This is a genomic window from Streptomyces sp. NPDC008313, assembly GCF_042956125.1.
Taxonomy (GTDB): Bacteria; Actinomycetota; Actinomycetes; order Streptomycetales; family Streptomycetaceae; genus Streptomyces.
The window spans coordinates 11886-31031 of sequence record NZ_JBIBFR010000042.1 but is presented as its reverse complement, the minus strand read 5'-3'; the positions used below and the strand labels follow the sequence as shown (position 1 = coordinate 31031).

Sequence of the window (19146 nt, the reverse complement as noted above, 5' to 3'; positions counted from 1 at the left end):
AACACCATGCGGATGCTCGTCTCCGACATGGCGGGCCGCGCCTCCATCGAGCTCAAGGGCAAGGAACTCGGCATCGACCTCGGCGGCGACCGCGAACTGGTCGGCCGTGTGGTCGCACGCGTCAAGGAACGCGAACTGGAGGGCTACACCTACGAGGCCGCCGACGCCTCCTTCGAACTGCTGCTGCGCGCCGAGGTCGAGGGCCGGCCGCTGCGCTACTTCCAGGTCGAGTCCTGGCGGGCCATCGTCGAGGACCGCCCCGACGGCAGCCACGCCAACGAGGCCACCGTCAAGCTGTGGGCCAAGAGCGAGCGGATCGTCGCCACGGCGGAGGGCAACGGACCGGTCAACGCCCTCGACCGGTCCCTGCGCGTCGCCCTGGAGAAGATCTACCCCCAGCTCGCCAAGCTGGAGCTGGTCGACTACAAGGTCCGCATCCTGGAGGGCAAGCACGGCACGTCCTCCACCACCCGTGTGCTGATCTCCACGTCCGACGGCGCCGGCGAGTGGTCCACGGTCGGTGTCGCCGAGAACGTCATCGCCGCCTCCTGGCAGGCCCTGGAGGACGCCTACACCTACGGCCTCCTCCGCGCGGGCGCGAGCCCGGCCTGATCCGAACGAGAGGACCTAGGGGCGCGAAAGGCACCGTGACGGACGCCGGCGGCGCGCCGTCCGGTGCCTCAGCACGCGTCGTCCACCAGGTCGTCGAAGGCGTCCCGGCTCATCGCCCGGTCGTCGGCGAACACCTGGCCGGGCTTCAGCCGTCGCACGTCGCCGGTGCTGAAGGACAGCCAGATGAAGTAGTCGTTGTGTGTCTTGTCGCCGACGGGCGCGTGGAGCGCGTACTCGGCGCCGGCGACGAGGCGCTGCGGGCCCTCCCGGTGCGTCGTCCGGGAAGGGGGCGGTGAGAAGAGGGGGAAGGTGACATCGCCGGCCCAGGCGCCGGACGCGCTCCAGTAGGTGTCCGTCCCCTTCCGGGAGCCGCTCTCGGTCAGCGACAGGTCGTGCGCCTCGTCGTCCCCGCACGGCCGGAGAATGATCACGGGAGCGCCGTCGGCGTCCAGCGACACGGCGGCCAGGGGCAGATAGGGCGGACTGCACCCGCCGAGCAGCAGGCACCCGGCCCCCACCATCCCGAGCACGACACTTCTTCTCATCCCCGTCCCCTCACCCGCGGGACGCGTCCCGCTCTACCCCAGGTGCCACTTCTGGTTGGCGGCGCCGGTGCAGGACCAGATCTGCGCCCGCGCCCCGTTCGCCGACGAGTCGTCGGTGACGTCGAGGCACTTGCCGGCCGCCGTGTTCACGACATCACCGGTCGTCGAGTCGTACGACCACCGTTGCGCACCGGTTCCGTTGCAGTCGTACAACTGCACCTTCGCCCCGTCGGCCGTCGAGGCGGACGTCACGTCCAGGCACTTGCCGAGCGCCTGGACCGATCCGTCGGCGTTCACCGTCCAGCGCTGCGCGGCGCTGCCGTTGCAGTCCCAGAGCTGCACCGCCGTACCGTTCGCGCTCGAACCGCCCGCCACGTCCAGGCACTTGCCCGCGAGTCCCGTGAACGAGCCGCCGCTGCCGCCGCCCGACTGGGTGCCGGACCAGGTGAAGGTGGCCGAGGTTCGGCCCGGGAGGGAGTAAGTGGCGTGCTGACCGCCCCAGTTCACGGTCACCGTCCTGGCGGACGAGGCGTCGTTGTACGCGATCAGCGCCTTCGAGCCGTCCGGGTTGCGCCATGCCACGTTCGGCACGGCCGAGCTCGCCGTCGAGGCGATGCGCCGCGCCCCGGGCCGTACGAACTTGGTCAGGTGCCCCATCGTGAAGTACTCGACGGTGTAGTCGACCTGCCCGTCGCGGCTGTCCCCGTCGTGCACCGTGATCAGCCCGGTGCAGGTGCCGCAGCCGCCGTTGTGCGGCCCTCCGTTCTGGTCGACGGCCAGCGACCACTTGGTCACCGACTTCGCCCAGTTGCGGGTGTAGTCGATGATGTTGTTCATGTCCTCGCGCTGCTGGTCGGCGATCCAGGTGCCGCCGGAGTGCTCGGTGCCGAAGGCGTCCAGGCCGGGGTACCGGTCGTGGACCGAGGTCTGCTTGCCGACGCCGCTGCTGTCGCTGTAGCCGTGCCAGGCGATGCCGCCGAAGTTGGGGTGGTCGCGGACCGCCGCGTCGTCGACGGTCTGGGCCGCGTAGGAGTCGTAGACGTCCCAGTTCCAGTCGTGCGCGAGCACCTTGGTGGACAGCCCCGCCGCCTGGAGCTTGGGCAGCAGCTCGCTCTTGGTGAAGTAGGCGAGGCCCGAGGCGTTCCAGCTCATCGACGGATAGCCGGAGCAGCAGGTCGGTTCGTTCTGCGCGGTGACGTAGGCGACCGGGATGCCCTGGTCGCGGTAGGCCTGGAGGTACTTCACGAAGTACGAGGCGTAGGCCCCGTAGTCCTCGGCCTTCAGCCAGCCGCCGTTCAGCTGCCCGCTGTCCTTCATCCAGGCGGGCGCGGTCCACGGGGAGGCCATCACGGTGAGGTCCGGGTTGAGCTGCCGGGCCTGCCGGGTGAGGGGCACGACGTCCGCGAGATCGTGCGCGATCGAGAAGTCGGAGAGGTCGGCGTCGCTCTGGCCGGCCGGGACGTCGTCGTAGGTGTAGCCGTAGCGCGCGAGGTCCGAGGCGCCCATCGGATTGCGCAGGAAGGACAGTCCGATCCCGTCCGTCGGCGAGAACAGCTTCCGCATGGTCGCGTCGCGTGTCGCCTGCGACAGCGCGCCGCCGCTGTTCATCAGCCAGGCCGCGGTGTCGGTGAACGAGGCGCCGCCGCCGGTGAAGGTCTGGTAGCGGGTGTTCTCGTCGACCGTGATGTTCTCACCGCCGCCACCGCTGCCGGACTGGAACGCGAACGGAGTCTGGGCCTGCAGGCCGCGTACGACATGGCGGCCGCCGCTGTCGTCCGTCGTGGTCAGCCAGACCGAGACCTGCTCGCCCGCCGCGTGCGCGGGGCCGGTGGTGAGGCCGGTGAGCCCGGCCGTGGTCAGCAGTCCGGCGACGAGCAGCCGGGCCGCCCGGGAGGTGTGTCTCAACGCTCTCATGGTGCGCCGCCCTTCTGGGGTGGGGGTGATGGGGCGTGCGAGCGGTGAGTAAATGACGGCTTCGAGGGCGAGTCAAGGGGTTCGGCGTTCACATGCCGAACGGACAACGTCCCTGTTCTGGCCGGGCGTTGACGGTGTACCGGTTCTGACGTGAAGTCTTGACGGCGTGACGGGACGTCAGTTAACTCACGTCGTGATCTAAGTCGTGGGAGGAAGCGGGGAGCCGGCGAGCGTCGAGAGCCACCTGGGCCGGGAGTCCGGCCGGTGACAGTCCGGGAGTCGCGAGTGACAGTCCGAGAGTCTCCGAGAGGCGAGGGGAACCGTATGCGAAGGCTCGACCGTACGTCCGGCGGGCGGGGGCGAGGGCGAAGAGCGGCCCTGCTCGCCTCCGCCGCCCTGCTCACCGGCCTGCTGCCGTTCACGGCGGCGGGCACGGCCGCCGGGGCCGACGACCCGGCCCCCGTGCCCGTCGACGCCTTCGAGGGAGAGGTGCCCTTCGCCGGTCCGCCCGCCGGGGGCCTGTTCACCTGGGGCGGCGACACCGACGACCCGCCGAAGCTGTCGCTCGCCGCCCGCGACGACGCGCCCGAGGGCGGCAAGGTCCTCTCCGGCACGTACGACATCAGCGGCTACGGCGGTTTCAGCCACGACTTCGCCTTCGACGAGCCCGCCCACGACTGGTCGGCGTCCAAGGGCATCCGCTTCTGGTGGGACGGCCGGGGCAACGGCAAGAAGGTGAACTTCGAGATCAAGGACGGCGGCGCCAACGGCGAGGCGTCCGAGCTGTGGACGACGTCCTTCACCGACGACTTCAGTGGCTGGAAGCGGATCGAGATCCCCTTCACCGACTTCACCTACCGTACGGACTACCAGCCGGTCGGCGGCATCGACCAGGTCCTCGGACTCACCGGCATGTGGGGCTACTCGCTCACCCTCCCGACCGGCGTCAAGGGCGACTTCGCCATGGACGGCGTCGAGCTGTACGGCAGGGCCGACCAGTCGCTGCGCGCGAGCGTCGTCGTCGACTCCGCCGTCCACCCCGTCGAGGAGGGCCGCTCGGCGGACGTGAGGATCTCCGTCGCCACCACCGGCTCCGTGCCGATCGACGAACCGGTGACCGTCTCCTACGAGACGGCCGGCGGAACCGCCTCGGCCGCCGACTACCGCCCGGTCAAGGGCGAACTCACCTTCCCGGCGGGCACCGTCTCCGGCACCTCGCGCACCATCACGGTCAGGACGGTCAAGGACAAGGCCGCCGAACCGGCCGAGACCGTCCCCCTGAAGCTCACCGTCACAGGCGCCAGGGCGCCCGCCGAGAACCCGCAGGTCGTCGTCGACGCGCACGGACTCCCGTACCTCGACCCGAAGCTCCCCGTGCGCAAGCGGGTCGCCGACCTCCTCTCCCGGATGTCCCTGGAGGAGAAGGCCGGGCAGATGACCCAGGCCGAGCGCGGCGCGCTCACCGCCCAGGGCGACATCGCCTCGTACGACCTCGGCTCGCTGCTCTCCGGCGGCGGCTCCACCCCGACGCCGAACGTCCCCGAGGCCTGGGCGCGGATGATCGACGCCTTCCAGCTCAGGGCGCAGGCCACGCGCTTCCAGATCCCGCTGATCTACGGCGTGGACGCGGTGCACGGCCACAACAACCTCATCGGCTCCACGGTCATGCCGCACAACATCGGCATCGGCGCCACCCGTGACCCGGCGCTCGCCGAGCGGACGGGTGCGGTGACCGCCTCCGAGGTGCGTGCGACGGGCATCCCGTGGGACTTCGCGCCCTGTCTGTGCGTCAGCCGTGACGAGCGCTGGGGCCGCGCCTACGAGTCGTTCGGCGAGGACCCGGCGCTCGTCCGGTCCATGGAGACGGTCATCCAGGGCCTCCAGGGCCGGGCCGACGGCAGGGACCTGAAGGACGACGACAAGGTGCTGGCCACCGCCAAGCACTACGTCGGCGACGGCGGCACCGCCTACGGCTCGTCCACGACGGGCACGTACACCGTCGACCAGGGGGTCACCACGGTGACGCGGCAGGAACTGGAGGCGGTGCACCTCGCTCCGTTCCGGACCGCCGTGGACCGGGGCGTCGGCACCGTCATGCCGTCCTTCTCGTCGCTGGACATCATCGGCGACGACCAGGGGCCGGTGAAGATGCACGCCGACGCGGAGATGATCAACGGGGTCCTGAAGGACCGGATGGGCTTCGACGGCTTCGTCATCAGCGACTGGGCGGCCATCGACCAGCTCCCCGGCGACTACGCCTCCGACGTCCGCACCTCCGTCAACGCGGGCCTCGACATGATCATGGTCCCGTACGCGTACAAGGACTTCCGCACCACCCTGGTGGACGAGGTGAAGGCGGGCAGGATCAGCGGGAAGCGGATCGACGACGCGGTCGCGCGCATCCTCACGCAGAAGTTCCGGCTCGGGCTCTTCGAGAAGCCGTACGCGAACACGGGCAACGCGGCGGACATCGGCTCGAAGAAGCACCGGGCCGTCGCCCGCGAGGCGGCCGCGAAGTCCCAGGTGCTGCTGAAGAACGCGGGCGGCGTGCTGCCGCTGAAGAAGTCCCAGAAGGTGTACGTCGCCGGTTCGAACGCCGACGACATCGGCAACCAGTCCGGCGGCTGGACGGTCACCTGGCAGGGCTCCTCCGGAGACATCACCGAGGGCACCACGATCCTGGACGGCATGAAGAAGGCCGGGGGAGACGTCACCTACTCCAAGGACGCCTCGGCGTCCACCGCCGGCTATGACGTCGGCGTGGTCGTCGTCGGCGAGACCCCGTACGCCGAGGGCGTCGGAGACGTCGGCAACGGCAACGACCTGGAGCTGACCGCCGCCGACCGGGCCGCCGTCGACAAGGTGTGCGGGGCCATGAAGTGCGCGGTGCTCGTCGTCTCCGGCCGACCCCAGCTGATCGGCGACCGGCTCGGCGACATCGACGCGCTGGTGGCGTCCTGGCTGCCGGGCACGGAGGGCGACGGCGTCGCGGACGTGCTCTACGGCAAGCGGGCCTTCACCGGACAGCTCCCCGTCACCTGGCCGAAGTCCACGGCGCAGCTCCCGATCAACGTCGGCGACAGCGCGTACGACCCGCAGTTCCCCTACGGCTGGGGGCTGACGACGCTCGGCCGGGCGCCGCACGGCGGGCTGACCGGACTGCGGGCCCTGGCGACCCTGGCCGCCGTGGCCGACCGGACCGGCTCCGAGCGGATCGGTGAGGCCGCGGTGACCAAGGCGCGGCTGCTGGTCCAGCAGAAGATCGGCTCGAACATCACGGAGGCGGCCGCGAAGCCGTTCGCCGACGCCGACCACCTGCTGCTGACCGGGAAGTACGGGGCCGCGGTCGCGAAGCTGACGGAGGCCTACCGGGCGGCCTGAGCGGCGGACCGGGCCGGGCCGCCGATCGGCTCCGGCCCGGCCGCGGGTTTGACTCCCGGCGGGCGGTGCACTCGCGCGGCGTGCACCGTCCACCGGGCCCGGCCCTTTCAAGTGCCCTACTTTGTGTGCGTTCGGGTAGCTTCGAAAGTATGAAGGCCGCTGCACCGACGACTCGAACTCCCCGCCCGGAGCCGCACCGGGGACCGCGCCGGTTCCTTCTCGCACCGGTGCTCGCCGCACTGGCCCTGGTCGCACTGATGGTGATGCCGGCCGGTGCGTCCACCGCCTCCGCGGCCGTCGAGGCCGCCGGGCCGCACACGGGCGTGGCCGCCTCCGACGTCACCGCCTCCGATGTCTCGGCCGTCGCCGAAGCGCTCCGCGAGAGCCCCGTGTACGTCGACCCGGCGGCCTCGACCCAGCTGTCGGCGGCCGACGCCCACTCCCTGGCGACGAAGATCAAGGACGCGGACAAGCCCGTCTTCGTCGCGGTGCTCCCCGCGAACTTCCCGACGACCGACCTCTTCCAGAACCTGCGCACCTCCACCGGCATCACCGGTCTCTACGCGATCCGGCTGGGCGACCGCTTCGACGCCCGCGCCGACTCCTCCGTGATGTCCCGCGGCGCGGTCCAGAATCTGGTCACCAGCGTTCAGGGGGAGAGCGACGCCAAGACCCAGCTGAACGACTTCACGGACCGCGCGCTGGCCAACATCGGCGGCTCCGCGCCGAGCGGCTGGGGCGGCAGCGGCGGCACAGGCGTCTCCGCGGGCGCGCTGATCCTGGTCGGCGCCGTGGTCGTGCTCGGCGGCGCCGGCCTGTACACCGTCTCCCGCCGCAGGCGGCGCAGGGAGAGCGAGGAGCAGAAGGCCGCTTTGGAGCAGTTGCGGGTCGTCGTCGACGAGGACATCACCGCGTTCGGCGAGGAACTCGACCGGCTCGACTTCCACCCGGCCGAGGCCGGCGCCGACGACGCGATGCGGGCCGACTACGAACGCGCGCTCGACGCCTACGAGCAGGCGAAGACGCGGATGGCGGCGGCCCGGCGGCCCGAGGACGTACGCCCCGTCACCGAGTCGCTCGAGAACGGCCGCTTCTCGCTGGCGCTGCTCGCCGCGCGCCGGGAGCACCGGCCGCTTCCCGAGCGCCGCGCCCCCTGCTTCTTCGACCCGCGGCACGGTCCCTCGGTCGCCGACGCGGCGTGGACGCCGCAGGGCGGCGCGACCCGCGAGGTCCCGGTCTGCGCGGCCGACCGGGCCCGGCTGGCCGACGGGGCGGACCCGGCGGTGCGCGAGGTCGACACCGCGTACGGCCGCCGCCCCTACTGGGACGCGGGCCCGGCGTACGGGCCCTGGGCGGGCGGTTACTTCGGCGGCGGCATGCTGCCCGGACTGCTCGTCGGCACGATGCTCGGCGGCATGATGGCCGGACCGGCCTACGGCGCCGGGTACGGCTACGGGTACGGCGACTTCGGCGCGGGCTACGACGGCGGTGACGTCTCGGGGGCCGACTTCGACCCGGGCGACTTCGGCGGCGGCTTCGGCGGCGGGGGCGACTTCGGCGGAGGCGGCGGGGGAGGGGACTTCGGGGGCGGCTTCTGAGCTTGTGGGAGGGAGCGGCTCCGCAGCAAGCTTCCTGTGCTGAGGGCTTCTCGTGCGGAGGGCTTCCGGAGCGCGGCGGCGGCAGGGCCGAGCGCCCGCCCTCCCGACGGGGGAGCCGGAGGACGGGCGCGCTCAGGGGGCCGGCGGGGCCGGGCGGACCGGGTGCCGGCGTGGCCGGGCCGGTGGCTCAGGCGGTGTTCTTGATGGCCGAGATGTCGAAGTTCAGCTTGATCTTGTCGGAGACGAGCACACCGCCGGTCTCCAGGGCCGCGTTCCAGGTCAGGCCCCACTCGGAGCGAAGGATCTCCGCCTTGCCCTCGAAGCCCACGCGCTCGTTGCCGAACGGGTCCTTCGCGGCGCCGTTGAACTCCAGGTCGATGGTGAGCGGCTTGGTGGTCCCGAGGATCGACAGGTCACCGGTGACGCGGTAGTCGTCGCCGCCCAGGGCCTCCACCGAGGTGGACCGGAAGGTCATGGCCGGGAACTCGTCCGTCTTGAAGAAGTCCGAGCTCTTCAGGTGGGTGTCACGGTCGGCGTTGCCCGTGTCGATGCTGTCCATCCTCGCGTCGATCGTGGCGCTCGACGCGGCCGGGTCGCCGCCGTCCAGGTGCAGCGTGCCCTCGAACTCCTTGAAGGCGCCCTTGACGTTGGTCACCATCGCGTGCCGGGCGACGAAGCCGATCGTGGTGTGCGCCGGGTCGATGGTGTAGTCGCCGGTGAGGGCGGCCAGGCCGGGGCTGACCGCGACGGGGGCGGCGGGGGTGGTGGCGGTGTCGTTGTCCTTGCGGCCGAAGAGACCCATGACTGCTCCTTGGGGACGGGCCCGGCCCCATGCCGGGCTGCTTTAAGTTTCAACGAAACCCACCGTAGGGCTATTCCGTTCAAGTTTCAACAGTTTCGGCGGCGGGTTGTCCCGGTTGCCTATGGATGCCAGTGGTCTACGCCTGGTAAACAACGCACGCCCTCTGGTGGACACGCGTAGACCTCGGGCACCATCGCTCTGCTCGACCCGCACCGCTGCCCCACAGCGCACGACCGACCGCTCAGTCACTCAGCAGGAAGGTCCCCCCATGAAGCTCCGCTCGGTCCTGACCGCACTCGCGCTCGTCGTCGCCCCCTCGGCCGTCGCCGTCGGCGGCGCCGCGGACGCCTCCGCGGCCACCGCCGTCACCAAGATCAGCCACGCCACGGCCACCTCGATGTTCCGCGCGTCCGGCATCACCTGGTCGTCGTCCGGCGGCTGCTCCGACCGCTACAACTCCACGTGCACGTCGTTCGACCAGCTCAACCTGGCCACCGCACAGGGCGCGCAGACCCTGAAGAGCGCCAGCCGCTGCGCCCTCAACATCACCGGCGGCACGGAGACGGGCCACGCGAGCGGCACCTACTCGCACTGGAACGGCTACAAGCTCGACTACGGCAAGAACACCTGCGTCACGAGCTACATCAAGAACAGCTTCACCTACATCGGCCTGCGCGGCGACGGTGCTCCGCAGTACAGGTCCGGCTCGGGCAACGTCTACGCCGACGAGGGCAACCACTGGGACGTCCTCTACTACAACTGCGGCGGCTGCTGACGGTCCGGTTCCCCTGCGCGGGGTGTGGTGGTAGATGGCATGAGCATGACTTACCAGGCTTCCGATGAGCCCGGCGCCCACGGGACCGACGCCCCCGTGGTCCCCGTGCCCCCGACCCGCCGCATGTTCCTGCTCGCGGCCGCCCTGACGGCGACCGCGGCCACCGCACCCCTCGCACACGCCGACGAGCCCCCCGCACCCCCCGCCTCCGCCGACGAGCCCGCCCCCGCCGACACCTACGACGCCCTCCGGCTGCGCTGGCTGGCCATCGCCCTAGGCACCGGTTACGACCCCGCCGCCGAGCCCTACGCCTCCCGCCTGCGCGAGACCGGCGCACTCGCCCGCGGCTTCCTCGCGAGCATGGCCCCGGCCGCCGCCTCGCTGTGGCCCGACCACCCCTTCGACCCGCCCGCGGGCATCACCTTCAGCTACGGCCGGCTCTGGACCATGGCCCAGGCCTACGTGCAGCAGGGCACCGGTTCGACCGGTGACGCCGCCCTGCTCGCCGGAATCCTCACCGGCCTCGACCACCTCACGGCGACGGTCTACAACCCGGCCACCACCCGCTACGGCAACTGGTGGGAGTGGCAGATCGGCAGCCCCCGCCTCCTCATGGACATCGTGGCCGCCCTGTACGACGAGCTCACCGAGTCCCGGCGCGCCGCGGCCTGCGCCGCCGTCGACCACTTCGTCCCGGACGCCATGCTCCGCGACTACTCGGGCACCTCCACCGGCGCCAACCGCGTCGACCTCTGCCGCTCCGTCGCGCTCCGGGGCGTCCTCGGCCGCGACACCGGCAAGATCGCGCTGGCCCGCGACGCCCTCTCCCCGGTCTTCCCGTACGTCACGTCGGGCGACGGGCTCTACGCGGACGGCTCGTTCGTGCAGCACACCTGGGTCGCCTACTCGGGCACGTACGGACAGGTCCTGCTCGACGGGCTCGGCCGGCTCTTCGCCCTGCTCGCCGGGTCCGGCTGGGAGGTGACCGACCCCCGCCGGCGGATCATCCTCGACAGCGTCGAACACGCCTACGCGCCCCTGATCCACGACGGACTCGTGATGGACAGCGTCAACGGGCGCGCCATCAGCCGCGGCTACCTGAGGAGCGACGACCGGCACGTCATGCGGAGCGACCACTTCCACGGGCAGGGGCTGATCGCGGCGATCGCCCTGCTCGCCGAGGGCACCGACGAGGCCGAACGGAAGCGCTGGCACGGGCGCATCAAGGGCTGGATCGAACGGGACACCGTGACCCCGATCCGCACGGCCGCCCAGTTCGGCGTCGCGGACCTGGCCCGGCTCAACGCCGTCGCCGACTCGCCGGTGCGGGCCCTGCCGGAACCGGCCGGGCACCGCCTGTTCCCCTCCATGGACCGCGCGGTCCACCGGGGCGCCGGGTTCACCGCGAACATCTCGATGGCCTCCGAGCGCATCGCGCACTACGAGTGCGGCAACGGTGAGAACCCGCGGGGCTGGCACACCGGCGCCGGCATGACGCTCTGGTGGGCGGGCCGGTCGGACCAGTACACGGACTGGTACTGGCCGACGGTCGACTTCCACCGGCTCCCCGGAACCACCGTCTCCACCCGGCCGCTCGCCGACAACGAGGGAGGCGAGTGGGGCGAGCCGAAACCGGACGTGCGCTGGGTCGGCGGCACCACGGACGGCACGTACGCGGCCGTCGGGCAGGACCTCAGGGGCCTCGGCTCCACCCTGCGGGCCCGCAAGTCGTGGTTCTGCGTGGACGACGCCGTGGTCTGCCTGGGCGCGGGCATCACCGCCACGGACGGAGTGCCGGTCGAGACGGTCGTGGACAACCGCAACCTCGGCGAGAGGGGCGCACCGGCCCTGCGGCGCGGGCACCGCTGGCTCCACCTCGAAGGCCACGGCGGCTGGGTCCTTCCCCACGGCACGACGGAACTGCGCACCCTGCGGGAGGACCGCACCGGTGCCTGGTCCGACATCAACACCACCAGCACCATCGAGCGGCGCACCCGGCGCTGGCAGACGCTCTGGCTCGACCACGGCACCGACCCCACCGACGCCACGTACGTCTACCTGCTCATGCCCGGCGCCTCCCGGCGGGCGGTCGCCGCCCGCGCCGCCGACCGCCACTGGCTGTCCGTGCTCGCCAACGACGCCCGCTGCCAGGCGGTGCGCGTGCCCCGTGCCGGGCTGCTGGCCGCCAACTTCTGGGAGGCCGGTACCGTGGGCCCGCTGAGCGCGTCCGCGGGGGCGAGCGTGGTGGTACGGCGGCGGGGGAGCACCGCTACGCTCTGCGTGAGCGAGCCGCCGCGCACGGGCCGGCCGCTGGAGGTCGTCTGGGACCACCCGGTGCGCCGGGTCCTGCGGGCCGGTCCCACCGTCCGCGCCGACCTCACGGGAGGCCGGCTGCGGCTCTGCGTCACTCCGGGGATGGCATGTGCCACCCACGTATGTGAGGTGTCTCTCAGGTAGTCGCTTTGTGCGACCCCTACAAGCAGCAGGGCCTGTGAGCAGTCGGATCGCCTGCATGGGGTGAGGGTTCTGTTCAGTGGCGCCAGTAAAACGGTCCGGACACTGTACGGAGTGGACGGCTCGCTTTCCTCCGTGGTCTTCGTAAGGTCGCTACATGACCGTTTTGGACGAGGCTGGAACCTCTGGCGAACCCACCGACGCGCGCGGGCGTGTGGCCGAGCTGCACGCGATCCGTGCTGAGGCGCTGCGCGGCCCCAGCGAGAAGGCGACCGAGGCGCAGCACGCCAAGGGCAAGCTGACCGCCAGGGAGCGCATCGAGCTGCTGCTGGACGCGGGATCGTTCCAGGAGGTCGAGCAGCTGCGCCGGCACCGGGCGACCGGGTTCGGCCTGGAGGCCAAGAAGCCGTACACCGACGGTGTGATCACCGGCTGGGGCACGGTGGAGGGCCGCACGGTCTTCGTCTACGCGCACGACTTCCGGATCTTCGGCGGCGCGCTGGGCGAGGCCCACGCCACGAAGATCCACAAGATCATGGACATGGCCATCGCGGCCGGTGCGCCCCTGGTGTCGCTCAACGACGGCGCCGGCGCCCGCATCCAGGAGGGCGTCTCCGCGCTCGCCGGGTACGGCGGCATCTTCCAGCGCAACACCAGGGCCTCCGGTGTCATCCCGCAGATCAGCGTGATGCTCGGCCCGTGCGCGGGCGGCGCGGCCTACAGCCCCGCCCTCACGGACTTCGTGTTCATGGTGCGCGAGACCTCGCAGATGTTCATCACCGGTCCGGACGTCGTCAAGGCGGTCACCGGCGAGGAGATCACCCAGAACGGCCTCGGCGGCGCGGACGTGCACGCGGAGACCTCCGGTGTGTGCCACTTCGCCTACGACGACGAGGAGTCCTGCATCGCGGAGGTCCGCTACCTCCTGTCGATGCTCCCGCAGAACAACCGCGAGAACCCGCCGCACGCGGAGTCCGAGGACCCGGCCGACCGGCGCTCCGAGGTACTGCTCGACCTGGTCCCGGCGGACGGCAACCGTCCGTACGACATGGCGAAGGTCATCGAGGAGCTCGTCGACGACGGCGACTACCTGGAGGTCCACGAGCGCTGGGCGCGCAACATCATCTGCGCCCTGGCCCGCATGGACGGCCGGGTCGTCGGCATCGTCGCCAACCAGCCGCAGTCCCTGGCGGGTGTCCTCGACATCGAGGCCTCCGAGAAAGCTGCGCGCTTTGTCCAGATGTGCGACGCTTTCAATATTCCGATCATCACCCTGCTGGATGTCCCTGGATTCCTCCCGGGCGTCGACCAGGAGCACGGCGGAATCATCCGGCACGGCGCGAAGCTGCTGTACGCCTACTGCAACGCGACGGTGCCCAGGATCTCCCTGATCCTGCGGAAGGCGTACGGAGGTGCCTACATCGTCATGGACTCCCAGTCCATCGGGGCGGACCTCACCTACGCCTGGCCGACCAACGAGATCGCCGTGATGGGCGCCGAGGGTGCCGCCAACGTGATCTTCCGCCGGCAGATCGCCGACGCCGAGGACCCCGAGGCCATGCGGATGCGCATGGTCAAGGAGTACAAGTCCGAGCTGATGCACCCGTACTACGCGGCCGAGCGGGGCCTGGTCGACGACGTCATCGACCCGGCCGAGACCCGCGAGGTCCTCATCAGGTCGCTGGCGATGCTGCACACCAAGCACGCGGACCTGCCCTCCCGCAAGCACGGCAACCCGCCGCAGTAGCCCCGGCCGACCCGCCGCGGCAGCCCCGCGGACCCTCCGCCGTCTCCCGGCGGACCCCTCCATCCACGGAGACCAACCATGGACATGCCTGACATCCGCGTCGAGAAGGGCCACGCCGAGCCCGAGGAGGTCGCCGCCATCACGGCGCTCCTGCTGGCGTGCGCCGCGGCCGCCCCCACCGCTTCCGTGACGCACGGGGGCCGCGCGAGAGCCGGCTGGCGCCGCCTGGAGCGCGAGCCCGGCTTCCGCGCCCCGCACAGCTGGCGCTGACCGCGCTGAACGGCGTGTGGCCCCTCTCCCGCCGGGAGAGGGGCCACACGCCGTTCAGCCGCCGGGAAGGCGAACTGCACACGTCCTGTCGCGACGGCTGACACGGGACGGCGCACACGCCGACGGCACACACCACGAGGGGCCCCGCTCTCCGGTGGGAGAGCGGGGCCCCTCGTACGCACGGGGAGAGCGGCTACCGCAGGCGCGCCATCAGCGCGTGCTCGACGAGCGTGATCAGCGCCGACTTCGCGTCCGCGCGGTGGCGGGCGTCCGTGGTGATGATCGGCGTGTCGGGTCCGATCTGCAGGGCCTCGCGGACCTCGTCCGGGTTGTAGGGCTGGTTGCCGTCGAAGCCGTTGAGGGCGATGACGAAGGGCAGCCCGCTGTTCTCGAAGTAGTCGACGGCCGGGAAGCAGTCGGCGAGCCTGCGGGTGTCGACCAGGACGATCGCGCCGATCGCGCCGCGCACCAGGTCGTCCCACATGAACCAGAAGCGGTCCTGGCCCGGCGTACCGAACAGGTAGAGGATCAGGTCCTGGTCGAGGGTGATGCGGCCGAAGTCCATGGCGACGGTCGTCGTCGTCTTGTCCCCGGTGTGGGTGAGGTCGTCGATGCCCGCGGACGCGGACGTCATGACGGCCTCGGTACGCAGCGGGTTGATCTCCGATACGGCTCCGACGAACGTGGTCTTGCCCACGCCGAAGCCGCCCGCCACCACGATCTTCGCGGACGTGGTGGAGCGGGAAGGCCCTCCGCTAGAGCTTGCGAAGTCCACTGAGCACCCTTTCGAGCAAAGTCACGTCTGGCTGACCGCCGGCGTTCTCGTCACCGCCGGGCTGATGGATGGCGACCAGGCCCGCCTCCGCCAAGTCGGCGACGAGAATCCTGGCCACACCGAGGGGGATCGTCAGCAGGGCCGAGACCTCGGCCACCGACTTGATCTCTCGGCAGAGGTTGCAGATCCGCTGATGCTCGGGCAGCTGGCCCTGCATCTGGTGCGGCTGTGCGGTGGTGTGCACCAGCGCCTCGATGGCGAGCTGGTACCGCGGCCTGGTGCGTCCGCCCGTCATGGCGTACGGGCGCACCAGGGGATTACCGGACGACCCGGCGGGCGCCGGCTCAGGGGTACGCCGCTGCGGCTGCACCGGCTGGATGCGCGGCGCCGGCGGCTGGTCGTACGGCGACGGACCGGGGCCCTGCGGCGCGTACGGCTGCCGGTGGTTCGGGGTGGAGGGGAAGTCGTACCGGTGCTGCGAACCGTCGCCCTGGCCCTGGCCGGGGCCGTAGGACCAGCCCGCGGACGAACTTCCTGGGGGTGTTGCCACTTTCTCCTCCTCCGACTGTGCCGGGCGCCCTCATGGTGGCGCCGCGTCCCGAAACCTTACGGCTACGGGACGCCAAGACGCACGGTCTGTCTGTTAGTTGAGAAGGCTGCCCTGGAGCTCCGCACGGAGATCCGGAGTCAGAACCGTACCGGCACGGTCGACCAGAAGCGCCATCTCGTACCCAACGAGGCCAATGTCCGCCTCAGGGTGTGCGAGTACCGCGAGTGACGAACCATCGGAAATGGACATGATGAAGAGGAATCCTCGCTCCATCTCCACAACCGTCTGGTTCACGCTGCCGCCCTCGAAGATGCGGGAGGCGCCCGCGGTCAGCGAGGTCAGACCGGACGCGACGGCGGCGAGCTGGTCGGCGCGGTCGCGGGGAAAGCCTTCGGACATGGCCAGAAGGAGTCCGTCGGCGGAGACCACCACCGTGTGCGACACCCCGGGGGTGTTGTCCACGAAATTGGTGATCAACCAGTTCAGGTTCTGTGCCGCCTGGCTCATCGGGCTCACACTAACGCTCCTGGTTGTAGGTGCTGTCAGGCCCACTGTGGTGATTCCCAGTGGCCTGGCCGTTCGTGTCACTTGCGATGCGTCCCCGCTCGACGCCGCGGCGTAGCTTGCTCAGCCTGCCCCGGATGTCCTCGGGTGCGCGGGAGACCTGGGGGCCGCCCTGTGGGGTCTGTTCCGCGGTTCCCTCGACCAGGTTGGCCTTGGGCACCCGCCGGGGCAGGCCGGACGAGGTGACTCCGCCCGCCTTGGGCTTGCGGAGCTGCTCGGCGCGCTGCCACCGGTCGTCGTTGGACGAGCGCCAGTCGCTGTCGTTCTCCTGGGAGGACGCGGGCGACGCCTGCTGCGCCTGCGGGCGGCCGGTGCCGCTCGCGGCGCCGCCGCGGCGGGGGAGGCCGGCGTCCGTCAGCTCGTGCGCGGCGGAGGGAACCGGTCCCGGCCGTTCGAAGCCTACGCGCTCCTGCTCGCCCGCGTCAGCGGCCCGAGTGGATTCCGCTTGGGGAGCGTAGTCGGATCCGTAACCGCCACCGTACGCGTCCTGCTGCGGCCAGTCGTCCTGGTAGGACTGCTCGTCGTAGCCCTGGAAGGACTCCGGCACCGCACCCTGATCCGCCGGACGGCCCTCCTGGACCGGTTCCGCATACGCGGATTCCTGGTAGCCGCCGTTCGCCGGGAAGTACGTCGCGTCGTACGACGCCTGCTGCTGGTCGCCGTACGCCGTCTGCTGGTCCTGGTAGGCCGTCTGCCCGGTGTCGTGCGCGCCCTGGTCGCCCTCGTAGGACGGGCCCGCGGTGTCGTAGCCGGGCCGCGCGTCGAAACCGTCGCCGTAGGGCTGCTGGACCTCGGCGCCCTCCGGGGTCTGCGCCTGGGACTCCAGGGCCAGCCGCCGCTCCTCACGCATCAGGGAGCGGCCCACGGGGTCGAGCTCCCGGATGTCGTCGGGGACCTCCGAGTAGCGGCTGTCGTCGAAGCCGAGCTCGGCCGCGGTGCGCAGCGGCTCCGCCTGGAACGACCGCTGCTCCGCCTGGAACGACTGCTGCTCCGGGATGATCTGGGAGACGGTGAACTCGTCGCGCTGCTGCTGCTCGCCACCGCCACCGTGGGTGATCGCGTCGGGGAGCATGACGAGCGACGTGGTGCCGGCCTGCTCGCCCGAGGGACGCAGCTGGACCCGGATGCCGTGCCGGTCGGACAGCCGGCCGACCACGAACAGGCCCATGCGCTGCGAGATCGCGACGTCCACCGTGGGCGGGTTGGCCAGCTTGTGGTTGATGTCCGCGAAGTCCTCGGCGGTGAGGCCGATGCCCTTGTCGTGGATCTCGACCATGATGCGGCCGTCGGGCAGCCGGGTCGCGGTGACGCGGACCTTGGTCTGCGGCGAGGAGAAGGTGGTGGCGTTCTCCAGGAGCTCGGCGAGCAGGTGCACGAGGTCGGTCACGGCACGGCCGTGGATGTCGGCCTCCGGGACGCCGGAGAGCTCGATGCGCTCGTACTGCTCCACCTCGGAGGAGGCGGCGCGCAGGACGTCGACCAGCGGGACCGGCTGGTCCCAGCGGCGGCCCGGCTCCTCGCCGGCGAGGACCAGGAGGTTCTCGCCGTTGCGGCGCATACGGGTCGCGAGGTGGTCCAGCCGGAAGAGGTTCTCCAGCTGGTCCGGGTCGGCCTCGTTGTTCTCCAGGTCGGTGATCAGGGTCAGCTGGCCCTCGATCAGCGACTGGTTGCGGCGCGACAGGTTGGTGAAGATCGCGTTGATGTTGCCCCGCAGCAGGGCCTGCTCGGCCGCGAGCCGGACCGCCTCACGGTGGACCTGGTCGAAGGCGCGGGCGACTTCGCCGATCTCGTCCGTGGTGGTGATCGGGATGGGCGTGACCTTGGTGTCGACGCGGCCGGGATCGGTGCGCGACAGCTGGTCGACCAGCATCGGCAGGCGCTGCTCGGCGACACCGAAGGCGGCGTTGCGCAGCTGGCGCATCGCGCGGCTCATCTGGCGGGCCACCATGCCGGCCAGGATGAACGCGGCGAGCAGTGCGATGACGACGATGGCACCGGTGATGAACGTGGACTGCTTGGCGTCGTCGGCGATGCCGACGGCCTCGGTCACGGCCTTGTCGGCGAGGTCGGACTCGATCGTGCGGTACGCGTCGAACTTGGCGGTGTTGACCGCCCACCAGTTCTGCGGGGTGATGCCCTCGCGGGCGAGGGCGACACGGGCGCTGGGCTGCGTGGACTGGAGGCCCGCGAGGCCGGTCACCATGTCGGTGGGGTCGGACGGCGGCGGAACGTAGGTCTCGCCCTTGGCCTCGGCGGCGGCGGCCGCGGCCCGGGCCTTCTCCTTGCCGTCGACCTGGAGCTTCTTCTTCGCCTCGTCGAGCTTCTCGGCGTCCTCCTCGGTGCCGCCACCGAGGTACTCCTCGACGGCGATGCCCTCGAGGTAGGCGTACGAGGAGAGGGCGACGCGCTGGCTGGCCAGGCTGCCGGCGCCCGGACCGGGCTTGACCAGCAGGTGCATGCCGATGGACCGCTCCAGCGACAGGGCGGCCTTCGTCAGCGAGATCGCGTAGACGGTCCGGCCGTAGCTGGTGATGTTTCCGGTGCCGAGGCCCAGCTCGTTGGCGAACTCCATCAGCGGGTGCTGGATCTGGACGTACGCCTCTTCGGTCTTCACGCCGGAGAGCTTGGAGGTGTAGGCGGTCTTGCGGAGGGTGTCGAGCTGCGGCTCCACCTTGCGGAAGAGTCCGAGGCGGCGCTCGATGCCCGGCTTCGACGGCGCGTTCTGAGCGGCCTCGTCGAAGGCGTCGGCGGCCTTGTCGGTGGCCGCGCGGACCTTGACCACGGTCGGGTCGTTCTGGCCCTTGCCCTGCAGCAGCGGAGTCGCGGTGACGTCGCGTTCCACGACGAGCTGGTTGGCGTAGGCCAGCGAGGCCTGCACGAGACGCGCGGTCTTCTCGGCGTCCTGTGCCTCCTGCCAGGTGTCGACCGAGCTCTTCACCTGGAAGCCGCCCATGACCAGGCCGACCAGCACGGGTATGAGCAGGATCGCGTTCAGCCGGGTGGGCACGCGCCAGTTGCGGGGGGAGAGGCGACCGCCGCTCGGCGCGGGCGCCGGCGTGGGCTCCGGGACGGACACCTGTGCGGGCGCCGCTCCGCGCGGCGGCGGGGTGAAGTTGCCCCGTGCCGACGGCTCGGGACCGTTCTTGCTTCGCCTCACTC

14 protein-coding genes are annotated in these 19146 nt (G+C 71.1%); 7 read left to right on the top strand and 7 right to left on the bottom strand.

Translation table 11 applies throughout. From position 1 onward, the window contains the following. Positions 1 to 612, top strand: a 612-nt coding sequence (locus tag ACFY93_RS33550; RefSeq protein WP_391365703.1) for an alpha-isopropylmalate synthase regulatory domain-containing protein, incomplete at its 5' end; no start/stop codon positions are given. 68 nt (positions 613 to 680) lie between these two features. Here the strand turns inward: ACFY93_RS33550 and ACFY93_RS33545 are convergent. Together ACFY93_RS33545 and ACFY93_RS33540 are read right to left on the bottom strand one after the other, a co-directional pair. Beyond that, positions 681 to 1157 (bottom strand): hypothetical protein, encoded by a 477-nt coding sequence (locus ACFY93_RS33545; RefSeq protein ID WP_391365702.1) that lies wholly within the window; start codon positions 1155 to 1157, stop codon positions 681 to 683. Between the two features lie 33 nt (positions 1158 to 1190). Further along, on the bottom strand, positions 1191 to 3062 hold the full coding sequence (locus ACFY93_RS33540) for a ricin-type beta-trefoil lectin domain protein (protein WP_391365700.1): 1872 nt from the start codon (positions 3060 to 3062) through the stop codon (positions 1191 to 1193). Between the two features lie 333 nt (positions 3063 to 3395). Here ACFY93_RS33540 and ACFY93_RS33535 point away from each other — a divergent pair, with 333 nt between their 5' ends. Together ACFY93_RS33535 and ACFY93_RS33530 are read left to right on the top strand one after the other, a co-directional pair. After that, complete coding sequence (locus ACFY93_RS33535) at positions 3396 to 6452, top strand: glycoside hydrolase family 3 N-terminal domain-containing protein (protein WP_391365699.1); 3057 nt, start codon at positions 3396 to 3398, stop codon at positions 6450 to 6452. 149 nt (positions 6453 to 6601) lie between these two features. Next, the gene (locus ACFY93_RS33530; protein ID WP_391365697.1) at positions 6602 to 8050 is read left to right on the top strand and encodes a hypothetical protein; all 1449 of its coding nucleotides are present in this window, start codon (positions 6602 to 6604) and stop codon (positions 8048 to 8050) included. 187 nt (positions 8051 to 8237) lie between these two features. Here the strand turns inward: ACFY93_RS33530 and ACFY93_RS33525 are convergent, their stop codons facing one another. Continuing rightward, a complete protein-coding gene (locus tag ACFY93_RS33525) occupies positions 8238 to 8852 on the bottom strand; it encodes a YceI family protein (protein WP_391365695.1) in 615 nt (204 codons plus the stop codon). A gap of 268 nt (positions 8853 to 9120) precedes the next feature. Between ACFY93_RS33525 and ACFY93_RS33520 the strand changes: the two genes are divergently transcribed. The 4 genes from ACFY93_RS33520 (at position 9121) to ACFY93_RS33505 (ending at position 14098) form a co-directional block, all read left to right on the top strand. After that, positions 9121 to 9627 carry a hypothetical protein gene (locus ACFY93_RS33520; protein ID WP_391365694.1) on the top strand — a complete coding sequence of 169 codons (507 nt, stop codon included), beginning with the start codon at positions 9121 to 9123 and terminating at the stop codon, positions 9625 to 9627. Between the two features lie 45 nt (positions 9628 to 9672). Continuing rightward, positions 9673 to 12084, top strand: coding sequence for a polysaccharide lyase family 8 super-sandwich domain-containing protein (locus ACFY93_RS33515; protein ID WP_391365704.1), 2412 nt, complete (start codon positions 9673 to 9675; stop codon positions 12082 to 12084). Between the two features lie 154 nt (positions 12085 to 12238). Next, complete coding sequence (locus ACFY93_RS33510; protein WP_391365693.1) at positions 12239 to 13828, top strand: carboxyl transferase domain-containing protein; 1590 nt, start codon at positions 12239 to 12241, stop codon at positions 13826 to 13828. Between the two features lie 78 nt (positions 13829 to 13906). Further along, the gene (locus ACFY93_RS33505; RefSeq protein ID WP_391365692.1) at positions 13907 to 14098 is read left to right on the top strand and encodes an acyl-CoA carboxylase epsilon subunit; all 192 of its coding nucleotides are present in this window, start codon (positions 13907 to 13909) and stop codon (positions 14096 to 14098) included. Between the two features lie 193 nt (positions 14099 to 14291). Here ACFY93_RS33505 and ACFY93_RS33500 read toward each other — a convergent pair whose 3' ends face one another. The 4 genes from ACFY93_RS33500 to ACFY93_RS33485 all read right to left on the bottom strand — a co-directional run bounded on the left by ACFY93_RS33500 (position 14292) and on the right by ACFY93_RS33485 (position 19144). After that, complete coding sequence (locus ACFY93_RS33500) at positions 14292 to 14873, bottom strand: ATP/GTP-binding protein (RefSeq protein WP_026248371.1); 582 nt, start codon at positions 14871 to 14873, stop codon at positions 14292 to 14294. Further along, on the bottom strand, positions 14854 to 15423 hold the full coding sequence (locus tag ACFY93_RS33495; protein WP_391365691.1) for a DUF742 domain-containing protein: 570 nt from the start codon (positions 15421 to 15423) through the stop codon (positions 14854 to 14856). The genes ACFY93_RS33500 and ACFY93_RS33495 overlap by 20 nt, the downstream gene beginning before the upstream one ends. 93 nt (positions 15424 to 15516) lie before the next feature. After that, positions 15517 to 15930: a roadblock/LC7 domain-containing protein gene (locus tag ACFY93_RS33490; protein WP_033321188.1), complete on the bottom strand. Its 414-nt coding sequence runs from the start codon at positions 15928 to 15930 to the stop codon at positions 15517 to 15519. Positions 15931 to 15940: 10 nt separating this feature from the next. Next, a complete protein-coding gene (locus tag ACFY93_RS33485) occupies positions 15941 to 19144 on the bottom strand; it encodes a nitrate- and nitrite sensing domain-containing protein (RefSeq protein ID WP_391365690.1) in 3204 nt (1067 codons plus the stop codon). Positions 19145 to 19146 lie beyond the last annotated feature (2 nt).

Bases quoted from the DNA above. Each gene is read 5' to 3' on its own strand.
- ACFY93_RS33545 (WP_391365702.1), bottom strand. From the start codon at position 1,157: ATGAGAAGAAGTGTCGTGCTCGGGATGGTGGGGGCCGGGTGCCTGCTG.
- ACFY93_RS33535 (WP_391365699.1), top strand. From the start codon at position 3,396: ATGCGAAGGCTCGACCGTACGTCCGGCGGGCGGGGGCGAGGGCGAAGA.
- ACFY93_RS33530 (WP_391365697.1), top strand. From the start codon at position 6,602: ATGAAGGCCGCTGCACCGACGACTCGAACTCCCCGCCCGGAGCCGCAC.
- ACFY93_RS33525 (WP_391365695.1), bottom strand. From the start codon at position 8,852: ATGGGTCTCTTCGGCCGCAAGGACAACGACACCGCCACCACCCCCGCC.
- ACFY93_RS33520 (WP_391365694.1), top strand. From the start codon at position 9,121: ATGAAGCTCCGCTCGGTCCTGACCGCACTCGCGCTCGTCGTCGCCCCC.
- ACFY93_RS33515 (WP_391365704.1), top strand. From the start codon at position 9,673: ATGACTTACCAGGCTTCCGATGAGCCCGGCGCCCACGGGACCGACGCC.
- ACFY93_RS33510 (WP_391365693.1), top strand. From the start codon at position 12,239: ATGACCGTTTTGGACGAGGCTGGAACCTCTGGCGAACCCACCGACGCG.
- ACFY93_RS33505 (WP_391365692.1), top strand. From the start codon at position 13,907: ATGGACATGCCTGACATCCGCGTCGAGAAGGGCCACGCCGAGCCCGAG.
- ACFY93_RS33490 (WP_033321188.1), bottom strand. From the start codon at position 15,930: ATGAGCCAGGCGGCACAGAACCTGAACTGGTTGATCACCAATTTCGTG.